Source organism: Streptomyces sp. NBC_00490 (assembly GCF_036013645.1).
GTDB lineage: Bacteria > Actinomycetota > Actinomycetes > Streptomycetales > Streptomycetaceae > Streptomyces > Streptomyces canus_F.
Genome location: NZ_CP107869.1, coordinates 6,058,149 through 6,070,791 on the forward strand (window position 1 = coordinate 6,058,149; position 12,643 = coordinate 6,070,791).

Sequence of the window (12,643 nt, forward strand, 5' to 3'; positions counted from 1 at the left end):
ATCCGTGCCGTCGTCCTCGTCCATGGAGTCTCCGTGAGTCGTGTCAGGTGGCCCGAGGGCGGCCGGATCGACGTCCTCGCCCTCGCGGCGCCGCCCCCGGCTGCCACCCGTCCGGCATGCACGACACCGCCTCGCGCGGGGCACACTGATCACATGTCCAGCCGCCGTAGGAACTGCCCCGAATGCCGCCGCGAGATCGCCGTCGTCGCCGGTCGCTTCGCGCGACACGACCCGCCCGGCGCCCGCGAGAACGGCGCGCTCACGTCCTGCCCGGGCTCCCGCCGCCAGGCCCAACTGGGCGCGGCCCAACCGTCGTTGGACGGTTACCTGGTCCCCGACATGCCGGGGCAGATGCCCCTGTTCTGATGGCTGGCTGGTTCCTACGACTGTCGGCGGACGATTCTCACGACCCGGCTCGCACATCCGTACGAGCCACCAGCCCGTCCCCGTCGAACCGGTACACGTGCTCGACCGTCCCGTCCGCCCAGTGATCCCCGGCCGCGTCCCGCATCCCCTGGCGGACGCTCGCCACCACCGACGCACCGTCCCCGTCGAGCCGTAGCCCTTCCAGCCGTACGAGGGGATGCCCGGTCGCGAACTGCCGCGCCCAGTACGCCTGTACCGCCGCTCGCCCGTGCAACCGGACCCCGTCCAGGACGTTCGGCCAGTCCACGTCCGGGGCCAGGCAGTGCGGTACGAAGGCGTCCCGCTCGTCGGTCGAGAAGACCTCGTACATCCGCCGCAGCAGTTCCTCCTGCGCGGTCGGCACCCCCTCCGCGGCCACCCTCAGTTCCCGGCCACGGCCTTCACCGCCACCGACACCGGCGTCGACCCGGCGACCAGCTCCAGGGTCAGACCGGCCGTCGCCGGGGTTTCCAGCAACTCCGCCACCACGGCGGCCACATCGTCCCGCGTGACGGGACCGCGACCCGTGCGTGCCTCGAGCCGTACGAGGCCCGTACCGGCGTCGTTCGTCAGCGCGCCGGGGCGCAGGATCGTCCAGTCCAGGGCGTCGAGCCCGCGGACGTGGTCGTCGGCCTCGCCCTTGGCGCGCTGGTAGACGTCGAAGACGTCGTCGCCCTGGTGGTTCGCATCGGCGCCCATCGACGACACGACCACATGACGCCGTACGCCGGCCAGGACCGCCGCGTCCGCGAACAGCACCGCCGCACCCTTGTCCACCGTGTCCTTGCGGGTCGCGCCGCTGCCAGGGCCCGCGCCCGCCGCGAAGACCGCCGCGTCCGCGCCCCGCAGCTGGGCCGCGACCTCCTCGACCGAGGCCGACTCCAGATCCAGGAGCACCGGTTCGGCACCGGCCTCCCGCAGGTCGTCGCCCTGCTCGGCCTTGCGGATGATTCCCGCGACCTCGTTCCCGCGCGCGGCGAGCAGCCGCTCCAGCCGCAGCGCGATCTGACCATGACCACCAGCGATGACAATGCGCATGCGTCGACCGTACGCCGGAACGGATGTGATTGCCGAGTTCGGTTGTCGGGTGAGTGCGCCGCAGTCATGGCTGGTCGCGCGGGTCGTCGCCGGCATCGGGGGCGCGGGGAACCGCGCGGGACGCCCACCCCCACCCGATCCGCACTCAACCCGCACCCAACCCGCACTCGCCCAAGCCGCACTCGCCCGACCTGTACCCGCCTACGGCGACTCCCCCCGCCCCTGCCGCGGCAGCCCCAACTCCACCGCCACCGCCGAGTCGCAGAACTCCCGCACCGCGCTCGTCCGCGCCACCACGCGCCCCCGGTGCACGACGATCCGGCTGTACGCCAGCGACAGCGCCCCCGCGAGCCGATCGCCGCGCACCGCCAGCAACTCGGCCGGAAATCCCGCCTCCACGCGCACCTCGGGCAGCCCTAGGACGGCCCGGGCGGAGGTGCTCACCGCGTCGTAGGCGTCCTCGGGGCGCAGGCCGTACCGCGAGGCCAGCAGATAGGCCGCCTCCAGCGGATCCCCGCGGCCCACCGGGTTCGACACGTCCCGCAGTGCGCCGCTGCCGGCCGCCACCCGTACCCCGGCCGCACGCAGCAGCCGTACCGGAGCCGTACCGCGCCGCTCCACGCCCCCGCAGCCGCCCTGCGGCAGGCACACCACGGTCACCCCGGCCGCGGCGAGTTGGTCGGCGGTGCGGGAGGCGATCTCGGAGGGCAGCCGGCCCAGGAAGCCGCACGGGCCGATGGTCACCCCGGGACGCAGTCCGCCGGCCATCGCCGCGAGGCGGGAGAGGCGGGCCGGGTCGGTGCCGTCGGTGTGCAGATCGACGGGGCAGCCCTGCTCGGCGGCGACATCCAGCACCGCCTGCACATACCCCGTCGGATCGGGGTCGAGGTCCGGGCAGCCGCCCACCACCGAGGCGCCCATCTTCACCGCGTCCCGCAGTACCGCGAGCCCCTCCGCCCCGGCCACCCCGGTCAGCACCCGCGGCATCGCCACCGTGGTCAGCTCGGTGAGCCCGCGCAGCGAACGCCGCGCCCGCAGTACGGCGGCCAGCGCGCCCAGCCCCTGGACGTCGCCCACACGCACGTGTGCCCGCAGCGCGGTCGCCCCGTGCCCGAGTTGCAGCAGGGCCGCCTCGGTGGCCCTGCGCTGGACGTCCTGGGGGTCGTAGGAGACCGGGCCGCCCTCGTCGGCCGACAGGGCCGTGTCGCCGTGGATGTGCGGCTCGACCGGCGCCGGGAGCAGCAGATAGCCACTGAGGTCCACCCGCGAGCCGCACGCGCGCGTGCCGTCCGCCGCCAGGCTGCCCGCCGTGCCGACCGCCTCGATGCGTCCGTCGCCCAGCCGTACGTCCACGGTCCGGCCGTCGGTCAGCCGCGCCCCGCACAGCAGGAGTGACGTGGCGTCGGCCGGGCCCGGCGAGGACGAGGAGGGGGGCGGCTGCGGCTGGCTGTCGGGCATCGCGCTCCAGGGGCTCAAGGCTCGTGGCTCGGGGCTGCGGACGGGGACGCAAGATCACGCAGAGTGAGTCGAGCCTAGGGCGGTGATCCGCTCGCGGCGGGGAGGAGCGCAATAGTCGTACCGGCTGTGGTTCGTCGTACGGGAGGGGCCTCAGAGGCTGGTGGGAGGTCCCTGGAGGAGCCGCCCGACAAGCGTCCGGACGGCCCTTCGGACGGGCCGCGGACGGGCCATGGACGAGGGCTCGAAACGGATTTGGGTGAACGGCGGCCGAGCGTGTAATGTCTTCATCGCTCGCCCCAATAGCTCAGTCGGTAGAGCGTCTCCATGGTAAGGAGAAGGTCTACGGTTCGATTCCGTATTGGGGCTCTGGTGTGAAAGGTTCCCGCCGCAAGGTGGGAACCGATCGCATCACAGCGGTGTAGCTCAGTCGGTAGAGCAAGCGGCTCATAATCGCTGTGTCACCGGTTCAAGTCCGGTCACCGCTACTGACAGTAGCCGATTGCGGGGTCGGTCCTTCGATCGGCTACTCTTTCATGCGTTAATCGTCCCATCCGTTCGTCAAGGAGCACTCCTGTGGCTGCCACCGACGTCCGCCCGAAGATCACGCTGGCCTGCGTGGAGTGCAAGGAGCGGAACTACATCACCAAGAAGAACCGGCGTAACAACCCGGACCGACTGGAGATGAAGAAGCACTGCCCGCGTTGCAACGCGCACACCGCGCACCGCGAAACGCGATAAATCAGGCTCGTACACGAGGCCGTCCCCTGTACTCCAGGGGGCGGCCTCGCGTCGTTTCTCTCACTTCAGCGAACGTTCGTTATCGACACCAGGAGGTGCCGAGCCCATGGCGCTCGACCAGTCCTTCGTGGGGCGGAGCTACCCGCCCACCGACCCCTATGAGGTGGGCCGGGAGAAGATCCGCGAGTTCGCGGAGGCCGTGGGGGACGCCAACCCGGCGTACACCGACCCGGATGCCGCCAAGGCGCTCGGTCACCCCGATGTGATCGCCCCGCCGACCTTTGTGTTCGCTATCACGTTCAAGGCCGCCGGACAGGTCGTGGCGGACCCGCAGCTGGGTCTGGACTACAGCCGTGTCGTGCACGGCGACCAGAAGTTCGCCTACACCCGCCCGGTCCGCGCCGGTGACCGTCTCTCGGTCACCTCGACCATCGAGGCGATCAAGTCCATGGCGGGCAACGACATCGTGGACATCCGTGGTGAGGTTCACGACGAGGCCGGCGAGCACGTCGTGACGGCCTGGACCAAGCTGGTCGCGCGCGCGGCAGAGGGGGCGTGACGAAGATGACGGCGAAGATCGCCTACGACGACGTCGAGGTCGGCACCGAACTGCCCGCTCAGACCTTTCCCGTGAGCCGCGCCACTCTCGTCCAGTACGCGGGCGCCTCCGGTGACTTCAATCCGATCCACTGGAACGAGAAGTTCGCCAAGGAGGTCGGGCTGCCGGACGTCATCGCGCACGGCATGTTCACCATGGCCGAGGCGATCCGCGTGGTGACGGACTGGGTCGGCGACCCGGCCGCCGTCGCAGAGTACGGCGTCCGCTTCACCAAGCCCGTCGTCGTCCCCAACGACGACCAGGGCGCCGTCATCGAGGTCAGCGCCAAGGTCGCGGCCAAGCTCGACGACAACACGGTCCGCGTGGACCTCACGGCGACCAGCGCCGGACAGAAGGTGCTGGGGATGTCCCGGGCGGTCGTACGACTGGCCTGACCTGCGGGTGAAGTAAGGGGCGCCCTCCATGGCGGGGCGCCCCTTACTTGTTCTCCGACGCAGCCTCTTGACGTGGTTAGTGATTGAGTACTAACTTACTGGACATGGTCAGGATGAGCGCAGAGGAAAGGCGCGAGAGCGTGATCCGCGCGGCGACGATCGAGTTCGCCCGCGGTGGTTACCACGGCACGTCGACCGAGGTGATCGCCAAGCGGGTCGGGGTCTCGCAGCCGTATCTCTTCCGGCTCTTCCCCGGCAAGAAGGCGATCTTCCTGGCGGCCGCCCAGCGGTGCATGGAGGACACGATCCAGACGTTCGCGGAGGCCGCCGAGGGACTGGAGGGCGAAGAGGCCCTGCATTCCATGGCGAACGCGTACACCAAGGTCATCGCGGAGCGGCCGGAGCGGCTGATGATGCAGATGCAGACGTACGTCGCGGTGGCGGCCGCCGAGCAGGAGGGTGACCACGAGTTCGGCACGGTGGTGCGCGACGGCTGGATGCGGCTGTGGGACACGGTCCACCCGCCGCTGGGTGCCGACATCGACGACACGACGACCTTCCTGGCGTACGGCATGCTCGTCAACTGCCTGGTCGCCATGGGCTTTCCGCCCGGGCACCGGGTGTGGGAAGGGCTGTATCCGTCGGCGCGGATCAAGGGCCGGCTGGAGCACTGAGCGTTAAAGGCGTCATCGGCGCCTTTTTTCTTGAGCGCGAAAGTTAGTAATCAATAACTATCCAGAAAGCTCTGGGGGAGCGATGTCACAGTCAGCCGCACGGAAGTCACCACGTGGGGGAGCCGTCTGGGCTCTCGTCATCACCAGCGTCGCCGGATTCATGGCGGCCCTCGACAACCTCGTCGTCACCACCGCCCTGCCCTCCATCCGCGAGGACCTCGGCGGCGGACTGCACGACCTGGAGTGGACGGTGAGTGCCTACACCCTCACCTTCGCCGTCCTGCTGATGTTCGGCGCGGCCCTGGGCGACCGCTTCGGCCGCCGCCGGCTCTTCCTCGCCGGACTGGCCGTCTTCACCGGGGCGTCCGCCGCGGCGGCGCTGGCCCCCGGCATCGACAGCCTCATCGTGGCCCGCGCGGTCCAGGGCGTGGGCGCGGCCGTCATGATGCCGCTGACCCTCACCCTCCTGACGGCGGCCGTGCCGGCGGCCAAGCGCGGGATGGCGTACGGCATCTGGGGCGCCGTCAACGGACTGGCGGTGGCCTCCGGGCCCCTCATCGGCGGCAGCCTGACCGAACACATCTCCTGGCAGTGGATCTTCTGGCTGAACGTCCCGCTGGGCATCGCCCTCCTCCCCCTGGCCCGTCTGCGCCTCGCGGAGTCCTACGGCACCGGCGCGCCCCTCGACATCCCCGGCACCCTCCTCGCCAGCGGCGGCCTCTTCGGCATCGTCTACGGCCTCGTGCGCGGCCCCGCCGACGGCTGGACGGACAACCTCGTCCTGGCCTCCCTCTTCGCCGGTACGGCGCTCCTCGCCGGCTTCGTCCTCTACAGCGCCCGTGCCAAGAACCCCATGCTGCCCATGCGGCTGTTCCGCTCCCGGGCCTTCGCCGGCATCAACGCGGCCAGCCTTCTGATGTTCCTCGGCATGTTCGGGTCGATCTTCCTGCTCAGCCAGTACATGCAGGGTGTTCTCGGGTACTCGCCCACCGAGGCGGGGCTGCGGATGCTGCCGTGGACCGGTATGCCGATGCTGGTCGCGCCGATCGCGGGCATCCTCTCCGACCGCATCGGCGGCCGGCCGGTCGTCGCCACCGGCCTCTTCCTCCAGGCGGCAGGCCTCGGCTACCTGGCCTACGTCATCACGGCGGACGCCTCCTACTCGATCCAGCTGCCCGGCCTGATCATCAGCGGCATCGGCATGGCCCTCTTCTTCGCTCCCGCCTCCAACCTGGTCATGTCCAGCGTGCGGGGGTCCGAGCAGGGTGTGGCGTCCGGTGCGAACAACGCTCTGCGGGAGGTCGGTGGTGCCCTCGGTATCGCGATCATGGGGTCGATCTTCTCCGCCCAGGGTGGTTACGAGACGGGTCAGACCTTCGTGGACGGTCTGCGGCCCGCGCTGGTGACGGGGGCGGCGGTGGTGGGGCTCGCGGGTGTCGCGGCTCTGCTGATCCCGTCGAGGCGGTCCGTGCGGGTTGCGGTGGGCACGGTGACGGAGGAGCGGGCGCCGGTCCTGGAGAGCGTCGCCGGCTGACCTCACACCACGAGACGGCTCTGCCCTGCGGGGCGGGGCCGTCTCGCGCGGCGTGCCTCGGACGTTTTTCGCCCCCGCCGCCCTTACCCGTTCCCATCCCCAGGGGCTGCCGCCCCTTCGACCCCGCCCCTTCGACCCCGCCCCTTCGACCCCGCCCCAGGGGGCTCCGCCCCCTGGACCCCCATCGGCCCTGAAGGGGCCTCGTCCTCAAACGCCGGACGGGCTGAAATACCTGGACCGGCGTCGAGGGGCGCAGCTGCCTACGGGTGGGTGGGGACCGGGACGGCAGACCCTCGTCCTCAGGCGCCGGACGGGCTGAAAGACACGGGTGGGCGGGGGATTGGGATGGCGGGCCCTGGTCCTCGAACGCCGGGCTGGTTGAAATGCCTGGACCGGCGTCGAGAGGTGCAGCCGCCTGCGGGTGGGTGGGGGACCGGGATGGCGAGCCCCCGTCCCGGGGAAGCCGGGCCGGTCGGCCCGCGCCGCGCGGACCACCGTAGAGCCGTCTCCTGCGCCCCGGCGGGGCACCACCCGCACTTGCGCGCCGTCCTCAGGCGGAAACGCGCCCCACCGCCCCCAGGCGGGACGGGCCCGCGCCTGCGCAACGGCGAGCAGGGGACGTACCGGGGGGTGTCCGCCCGCAGCGTCGGGCGACCAACCAAGAGCACATCCCCAACCCACAGCACCGCCCGACCGAGGACGGACACCCCCCGGTGCGGCACCGACCCCCAACCGGACCGGCATGCGCGACGCACGCCCCCACCGAAGCCGCCACAGGCCGCCGCAGGCATCCACCCACTCGCCGTCAGACGCGTCTCGTACTCTTGAGCCCGTGCAGGAACGACACCACGCCCCCCTCGCCCCGCTGACCACCTTCCGCCTGGGCGGTCCCGCCGCTCGGCTGATCACGGCGACCACCGACGCCGAGGTGATCGCGGCCGTGCGCGAGGCCGACGACAGCGGGACCCCGCTCCTGCTCATCGGCGGCGGATCGAACCTCGTCATCGGCGACCAGGGCTTCGACGGCACCGCCCTGGTCATCGCGACCAAGGGCTTCGAGCTCACCGGCACCCGTCTCGAGCTCGCCGCGGGCGAGGTCTGGACCGACGCCGTCGCCCGCACCGTGGAGGCGGGACTCGCCGGCATCGAGTGTCTCGCCGGCATCCCCGGCTCCGCGGGCGCGACCCCGATCCAGAACGTCGGTGCGTACGGCCAGGAGGTCTCCGCCACGATCACCGAGGTGGTCGCCTACGACCGCCGGACCCGCGAGGCGGTCACCGTCAGCAACGCCGACTGCGGGTTCTCCTACCGTCACAGCCGCTTCAAGGCCGACCCCGAGCGCTACGTCGTCCTGCGCGTCGCCTTCGAGCTCGAGGACGCCGACGGCCTCTCGGCGCCGATCAAGTACGCCGAGACCGCCCGCGCCCTCGGCGTGGAACCCGGCGACCGCGTCCCCCTCGCCGCCGCCCGCGAGACCGTACTGAAGCTGCGTGCGGGCAAGGGCATGGTGCTGGACCCGGAGGACCACGACACCTGGTCGGCGGGCTCCTTCTTCACCAACCCGATCCTCACCGACGAACAGTTCACCGCGTTCCACGCGCGCGTGAAGGCCCACCTCGGCGACACCGCCGAACCGCCCGCCTACCCGGCGGGGGAGGGCCACACCAAGACCTCCGCGGCCTGGCTCATCGACAAGGCGGGCTTCACCAAGGGCTACGGCACCGGCCCCGCCCGCATCTCCACGAAGCACACCCTCGCCCTCACCAACCGCGGCGAGGCCACCACGGAGGACCTCCTCGCCCTGGCCCGCGAGGTCGTCGCCGGTGTCCACGAGACGTTCGGCATCACGCTGGTCAACGAGCCGGTGACGGTCGGCGTCAGCCTGTAGTCGACCAGACCAGACCAGACCAGACCAGACCCGACCCGCCCGCCGGGAATCTCCGTTGCGAAGCGCCCCGCTCACCCCCGACCCTGGCCCCATGAGGCACCCCGTATGCAGCTGAGGCTGCGCCAGTTCCGGCCCCGGACCGGGCCGCACGAGTACCGAGTCGTCCAGCCCCGCCACCCCCTGCGCCACACCTCTCTCACCGCCCCCGACCCCATCGGCCTGCTGCTCGGCGACCACGACGGGCTCAACCGGCTGGCCGGACTGTTCTCCTTCGCCGCCTACTCCCGCCACACCATCGTTCACGTCCCGCTGCGCGACGGAGTCCCGCCCGACGAGGGCTGGGGCGAGCGAGTCGACCTCGTCCTGGTCCACCACAGTCTCGGCCTGCGTGCCGGCCAGTGGCCCGAGCTGCGCCGGAAGCTCACCCACGCCACCCCGCTGACCGTAGGCACGGACGAGGCCCGCACCGCGCGGGACGCGGAGTCCTGGCGTGCCCGCCACTCACGCGCGGACGCCCGGGACGAGCTGCGGCACGCCACTCACGCCCGGACGTTCTTCCTCTTCGGCAGCAGAGACGTCTTCGCCCAGACGGCCACCGAGTTCGCCTACGCGGCCGGCTGGGGGCCGCGTCAGAAGCATGTCGCCGAGGGGCACATGGCGTTCATGACGGCCCTCACCCTGGCCGAGCCGCCGAACACCGGCGGGCATCCCCTGGAGGTGGACATCTGCTACAAGCCGTATCCGCCCTACGCGCACTTCAAGCAGCCGGGCGAGCGAGCCACTCGTCCACCCCGGCCAGCATGCTCGCCTTGACGCCCTCGGGCGCCGCGGAGGCCCGGATGGACTGCCGGGCCAGCTCCGCCAACTCCTGGTCCGTGAAGCCGTGGTGCTGCCGCGCGATCTCGTACTGGGCGGCCAGCCGCGATCCGAAGAGCAGCGGGTCGTCGGCGCCGAGCGCCATCGGGACGCCCGCCTCGAACATCGTCCGCAGCGGCACGTCCTCGGGCTTCTCGTAGACGCCCAGCGCCACGTTGGAGGCGGGGCAGACCTCGCACGTCACGCCCCGGTCGGCGAGCCGCTTCAGCAGCCGCGGGTCGTCCGCCGCGCGCACCCCGTGCCCGATCCGGTTCGCCTCCAGGTCGTCGAGACAGTCCCGTACCGACGACGGTCCGGCCAGCTCGCCACCGTGCGGCGCCGACAGCAGCCCGCCCTCGCGCGCGATGTTGAAGGCCCGGTCGAAGTCCCGTGCCATGCCCCGGCGTTCGTCGTTCGAGAGGCCGAAGCCGACCACGCCCTTGTCCGCGTAGCGCACCGCCAGCCGGGCCAGCGTGCGGGCGTCCAGCGGATGCTTCATCCGGTTCGCGGCGACCAGCACCCGCATCCCGAGCCCGGTCTCGCGCGAGGTCGTCTCCACCGCGTCCAGGATGATCTCCAGCGCAGGGATCAGCCCGCCGAGCCGTGGCGCGTACGACGTCGGGTCGACCTGGATCTCCAGCCACCTCGAGCCGTCGCGCACATCCTCCTCCGCGGCCTCCCGCACCAGCCGCCGGATGTCGTCGGGCTCGCGCAGACACGAGCGGGCCGCGTCGTACAGCCGCTGGAAACGGAACCAGCCCCGCTCGTCCGTCGCCCGCAGTTGCGGCGGTTCGCCGCTGGTCAGTGCTTCGGTCAGCGTCTCGGGCAGCCGTACTCCGTACTTGTCGGCCAGTTCCAGAACCGTCGCCGGGCGCATCGACCCGGTGAAGTGCAGGTGCAGATGGGCTTTCGGCAGCTCAGAGACATCACGTACACGCTCCATTCGAGGATCCTGCCGTACGTCACGGGTGTCCCGGTACCGCTTTCCCCTTTAGTGGTCTTGCTCGCACAAAAAAGCCACCCCCTCACGTGAGGGGGTGGCTTTGGTTTTCACGGCGGGCTCAGTCCTGCGCCTCCGCCAGCAGCTTCTGGATCCGCGAGACACCCTCGACGAGATCCTCGTCGCCCAGGGCGTACGACAGCCGCAGATAGCCCGGCGTACCGAAGGCCTCACCCGGGACGACCGCGACCTCGGACTCCTCGAGGATCAGCGCGGCCAGTTCGACCGTGTCCTGCGGGCGCTTGCCGCGGATCTCCTTGCCGAGCAGACCCTTGACCGACGGGTAGGCGTAGAAGGCGCCCTCGGGCTCCGGGCAGAGCACACCGTCGATCTCGTTGAGCATCCGCACGATCGTCTTGCGACGGCGGTCGAAGGCCTCCTTCATCTGCTCGACGGCCGACAGGTCGCCGGAGACCGCGGCCAGGGCAGCCACCTGGGCGACGTTGGAGACGTTCGACGTGGCGTGCGACTGGAGGTTCGTCGCGGCCTTGACCACGTCCTTCGGGCCGATGACCCAGCCCACGCGCCAGCCGGTCATCGCGTACGTCTTCGCGACGCCGTTGACCACGATCGTCCGGTCGGCCAGCTCCGGCACGACCACCGGCAGGGAGTGGAACTCCGCGTCGCCGTAGACGAGGTGCTCGTAGATCTCGTCGGTCAGGACCCACAGACCCTTGTCGGCGGCCCAGCGGCCGATCTCCTCGATCTGCGCGCGGGTGTAGACGGCGCCGGTCGGGTTGGAGGGGGAGACGAAGAGCAGGACCTTCGTGTTCTCCGTACGGGCCGCCTCCAGCTGTTCCACGGAGACCCGGTAGCCGGTCGTCTCGTCCGCGACGACCTCGACCGGGACACCGCCCGCGAGGCGGATCGACTCCGGATACGTCGTCCAGTACGGGGCCGGGACGATGACCTCGTCGCCCGGGTCGAGGATCGCGGCGAAGGCTTCGTAGATGGCCTGCTTGCCGCCGTTGGTCACCAGGACCTGGGAGGCGTCGACCTCGTAGCCGGAGTCGCGCAGCGTCTTCGCGGCGATCGCGGCCTTCAGCTCGGGCAGGCCGCCGGCCGGTGTGTAGCGGTGGTACTTCGGGTTCGAGCAGGCCTCGATGGCGGCCTGGACGATGTAGTCCGGGGTCGGGAAGTCGGGCTCACCGGCGCCGAAGCCGATCACCGGACGCCCGGCGGCCTTGAGGGCCTTGGCCTTGGCGTCCACGGCGAGGGTGGCGGACTCGGAGATCGCGCCGACTCGGGCGGAGACCCGGCGCGCGGTGGGAGGGGTTGCAGCGCTCATGGGCCCATCGTTCCAGACCGGAAACGCCAGCGGCACACGGGTTTCACAGACTGAACACGCACTGAACAACCGTCCGGATTCGCGCGATGGCCTGGGTGATCTTCGGCAGCCGTGCTGACGATCTTCCGTCGGCAAAGCCCGTACGGGCGCTTTCTGTTCGACGGGGGACTCCGGAACACGTACACTCTCACCTCGTTGGCCTCACAACGGCCGTACTCATCCGGTGCACACCGAGCACCCGGGCGGATGCGGTACGTTTGGGAGAACCACAAAGGGTCGTAGCTCAATTGGTAGAGCACCGGTCTCCAAAACCGGCGGTTGGGGGTTCAAGTCCCTCCGGCCCTGCTACACACACCGCCAGGATGTGTACGCATGTACGTACAGGTAATGCACCGCCGTGCGGCTCAGACCGGGCGCGGCACGGCCACGACCCGGGAACAGGTGAGGACGAATGGCGGATGCCGTGGGCTCCATCGACACGCCTGATGCCCAGGATGAGGCGTCAGAGTCGAAGAAGACCCGCAAGGGCGGTAAGCGTGCCAAGAAGGGCCCGCTGAAGCGTCTTGCCCTCTTCTACCGGCAGATCGTCGCGGAGCTTCGCAAGGTCGTCTGGCCTTCGCGGAGCCAGCTGACCACCTACACGACCGTGGTGATCGTCTTCGTGATCGTCATGATCGGCCTGGTCACCGTGATTGACTATGGACTCGACCACGCCGCCAAGTACGTTTTCGGCTGAGCAACGTTGCGAAGGGCGCCGCGGTTACCGGCGCCC

14 protein-coding genes and 3 tRNA genes are annotated in these 12,643 nt (G+C 70.6%); 12 read left to right on the top strand and 5 right to left on the bottom strand.

All coding sequences use genetic code 11. From position 1 onward, the window contains the following. Nucleotides 1-153 precede the first annotated feature (153 nt). Entirely contained in the window at nt 154-366 is a 213-nt protein-coding gene (locus OG381_RS27670) for a hypothetical protein (RefSeq protein WP_327718785.1), read from the top strand. 37 nt (nt 367-403) lie between these two features. Here the strand turns inward: OG381_RS27670 and OG381_RS27675 are convergent, their stop codons facing one another. From OG381_RS27675 to OG381_RS27685, 3 genes are all read right to left on the bottom strand, one after another. Next, nucleotides 404-784, bottom strand: a complete 381-nt coding sequence (locus OG381_RS27675; protein WP_327718786.1) for a nuclear transport factor 2 family protein — start codon at nt 782-784, stop codon at nt 404-406. A 2-nt stretch (nt 785-786) separates the two neighbouring features. Continuing rightward, nucleotides 787-1,443 carry an NAD(P)H-binding protein gene (locus tag OG381_RS27680; protein ID WP_327718787.1) on the bottom strand — a complete coding sequence of 219 codons (657 nt, stop codon included), beginning with the start codon at nt 1,441-1,443 and terminating at the stop codon, nt 787-789. Between the two features lie 201 nt (nt 1,444-1,644). Further along, nucleotides 1,645-2,901: an amidohydrolase family protein gene (locus OG381_RS27685; RefSeq protein WP_327718788.1), complete on the bottom strand. Its 1,257-nt coding sequence runs from the start codon at nt 2,899-2,901 to the stop codon at nt 1,645-1,647. 293 nt (nt 2,902-3,194) lie between these two features. Between OG381_RS27685 and OG381_RS27690 the strand changes: the two genes are divergently transcribed. The 9 genes from OG381_RS27690 to OG381_RS27730 all read left to right on the top strand — a co-directional run bounded on the left by OG381_RS27690 (nt 3,195) and on the right by OG381_RS27730 (nt 9,541). Continuing rightward, nucleotides 3,195-3,267: transfer RNA gene (locus OG381_RS27690), tRNA-Thr, on the top strand. A gap of 46 nt (nt 3,268-3,313) precedes the next feature. Beyond that, nucleotides 3,314-3,386 (top strand) — tRNA-Met (locus tag OG381_RS27695). 88 nt (nt 3,387-3,474) lie between these two features. After that, a complete protein-coding gene (gene rpmG, locus OG381_RS27700) occupies nt 3,475-3,639 on the top strand; it encodes a 50S ribosomal protein L33 (protein ID WP_003948671.1) in 165 nt (54 codons plus the stop codon). 106 nt (nt 3,640-3,745) lie between these two features. Continuing rightward, the gene (locus OG381_RS27705) at nt 3,746-4,198 is read left to right on the top strand and encodes a MaoC family dehydratase N-terminal domain-containing protein (protein ID WP_046262533.1); all 453 of its coding nucleotides are present in this window, start codon (nt 3,746-3,748) and stop codon (nt 4,196-4,198) included. 5 nt (nt 4,199-4,203) lie between these two features. Then, nucleotides 4,204-4,632, top strand: a complete 429-nt coding sequence (locus OG381_RS27710; protein WP_171147951.1) for a MaoC family dehydratase — start codon at nt 4,204-4,206, stop codon at nt 4,630-4,632. Nucleotides 4,633-4,736: 104 nt separating this feature from the next. Continuing rightward, entirely contained in the window at nt 4,737-5,306 is a 570-nt protein-coding gene (locus OG381_RS27715; RefSeq protein ID WP_327718789.1) for a TetR/AcrR family transcriptional regulator, read from the top strand. 82 nt (nt 5,307-5,388) lie between these two features. Next, nucleotides 5,389-6,840 carry a DHA2 family efflux MFS transporter permease subunit gene (locus tag OG381_RS27720; RefSeq protein ID WP_327718790.1) on the top strand — a complete coding sequence of 484 codons (1,452 nt, stop codon included), beginning with the start codon at nt 5,389-5,391 and terminating at the stop codon, nt 6,838-6,840. 742 nt (nt 6,841-7,582) lie between these two features. Then, nucleotides 7,583-8,728, top strand: a complete 1,146-nt coding sequence (locus OG381_RS27725) for a UDP-N-acetylmuramate dehydrogenase (RefSeq protein WP_327718791.1) — start codon at nt 7,583-7,585, stop codon at nt 8,726-8,728. A gap of 105 nt (nt 8,729-8,833) precedes the next feature. Further along, nucleotides 8,834-9,541 carry a hypothetical protein gene (locus OG381_RS27730; protein ID WP_327718792.1) on the top strand — a complete coding sequence of 236 codons (708 nt, stop codon included), beginning with the start codon at nt 8,834-8,836 and terminating at the stop codon, nt 9,539-9,541. On the opposite strand, the gene OG381_RS27735 is transcribed toward OG381_RS27730, so the two are convergent. Both OG381_RS27735 and OG381_RS27740 read right to left on the bottom strand, forming a co-directional pair. Beyond that, nucleotides 9,486-10,526: an adenosine deaminase gene (locus tag OG381_RS27735; RefSeq protein WP_327718793.1), complete on the bottom strand. Its 1,041-nt coding sequence runs from the start codon at nt 10,524-10,526 to the stop codon at nt 9,486-9,488. The two genes, OG381_RS27730 and OG381_RS27735, sit on opposite strands and share 56 nt — an antisense overlap. 118 nt (nt 10,527-10,644) lie before the next feature. Continuing rightward, a complete protein-coding gene (locus tag OG381_RS27740; RefSeq protein ID WP_327718794.1) occupies nt 10,645-11,871 on the bottom strand; it encodes a pyridoxal phosphate-dependent aminotransferase in 1,227 nt (408 codons plus the stop codon). 272 nt (nt 11,872-12,143) lie between these two features. On the opposite strand from OG381_RS27740, the gene OG381_RS27745 reads away from it, so the two are divergent. Both OG381_RS27745 and secE read left to right on the top strand, forming a co-directional pair. Continuing rightward, nucleotides 12,144-12,216: transfer RNA gene (locus OG381_RS27745), tRNA-Trp, on the top strand. A 106-nt stretch (nt 12,217-12,322) separates the two neighbouring features. After that, nucleotides 12,323-12,607 (top strand): preprotein translocase subunit SecE, encoded by a 285-nt coding sequence (gene secE, locus OG381_RS27750; RefSeq protein ID WP_046262539.1) that lies wholly within the window; start codon nt 12,323-12,325, stop codon nt 12,605-12,607. Nucleotides 12,608-12,643 lie beyond the last annotated feature (36 nt).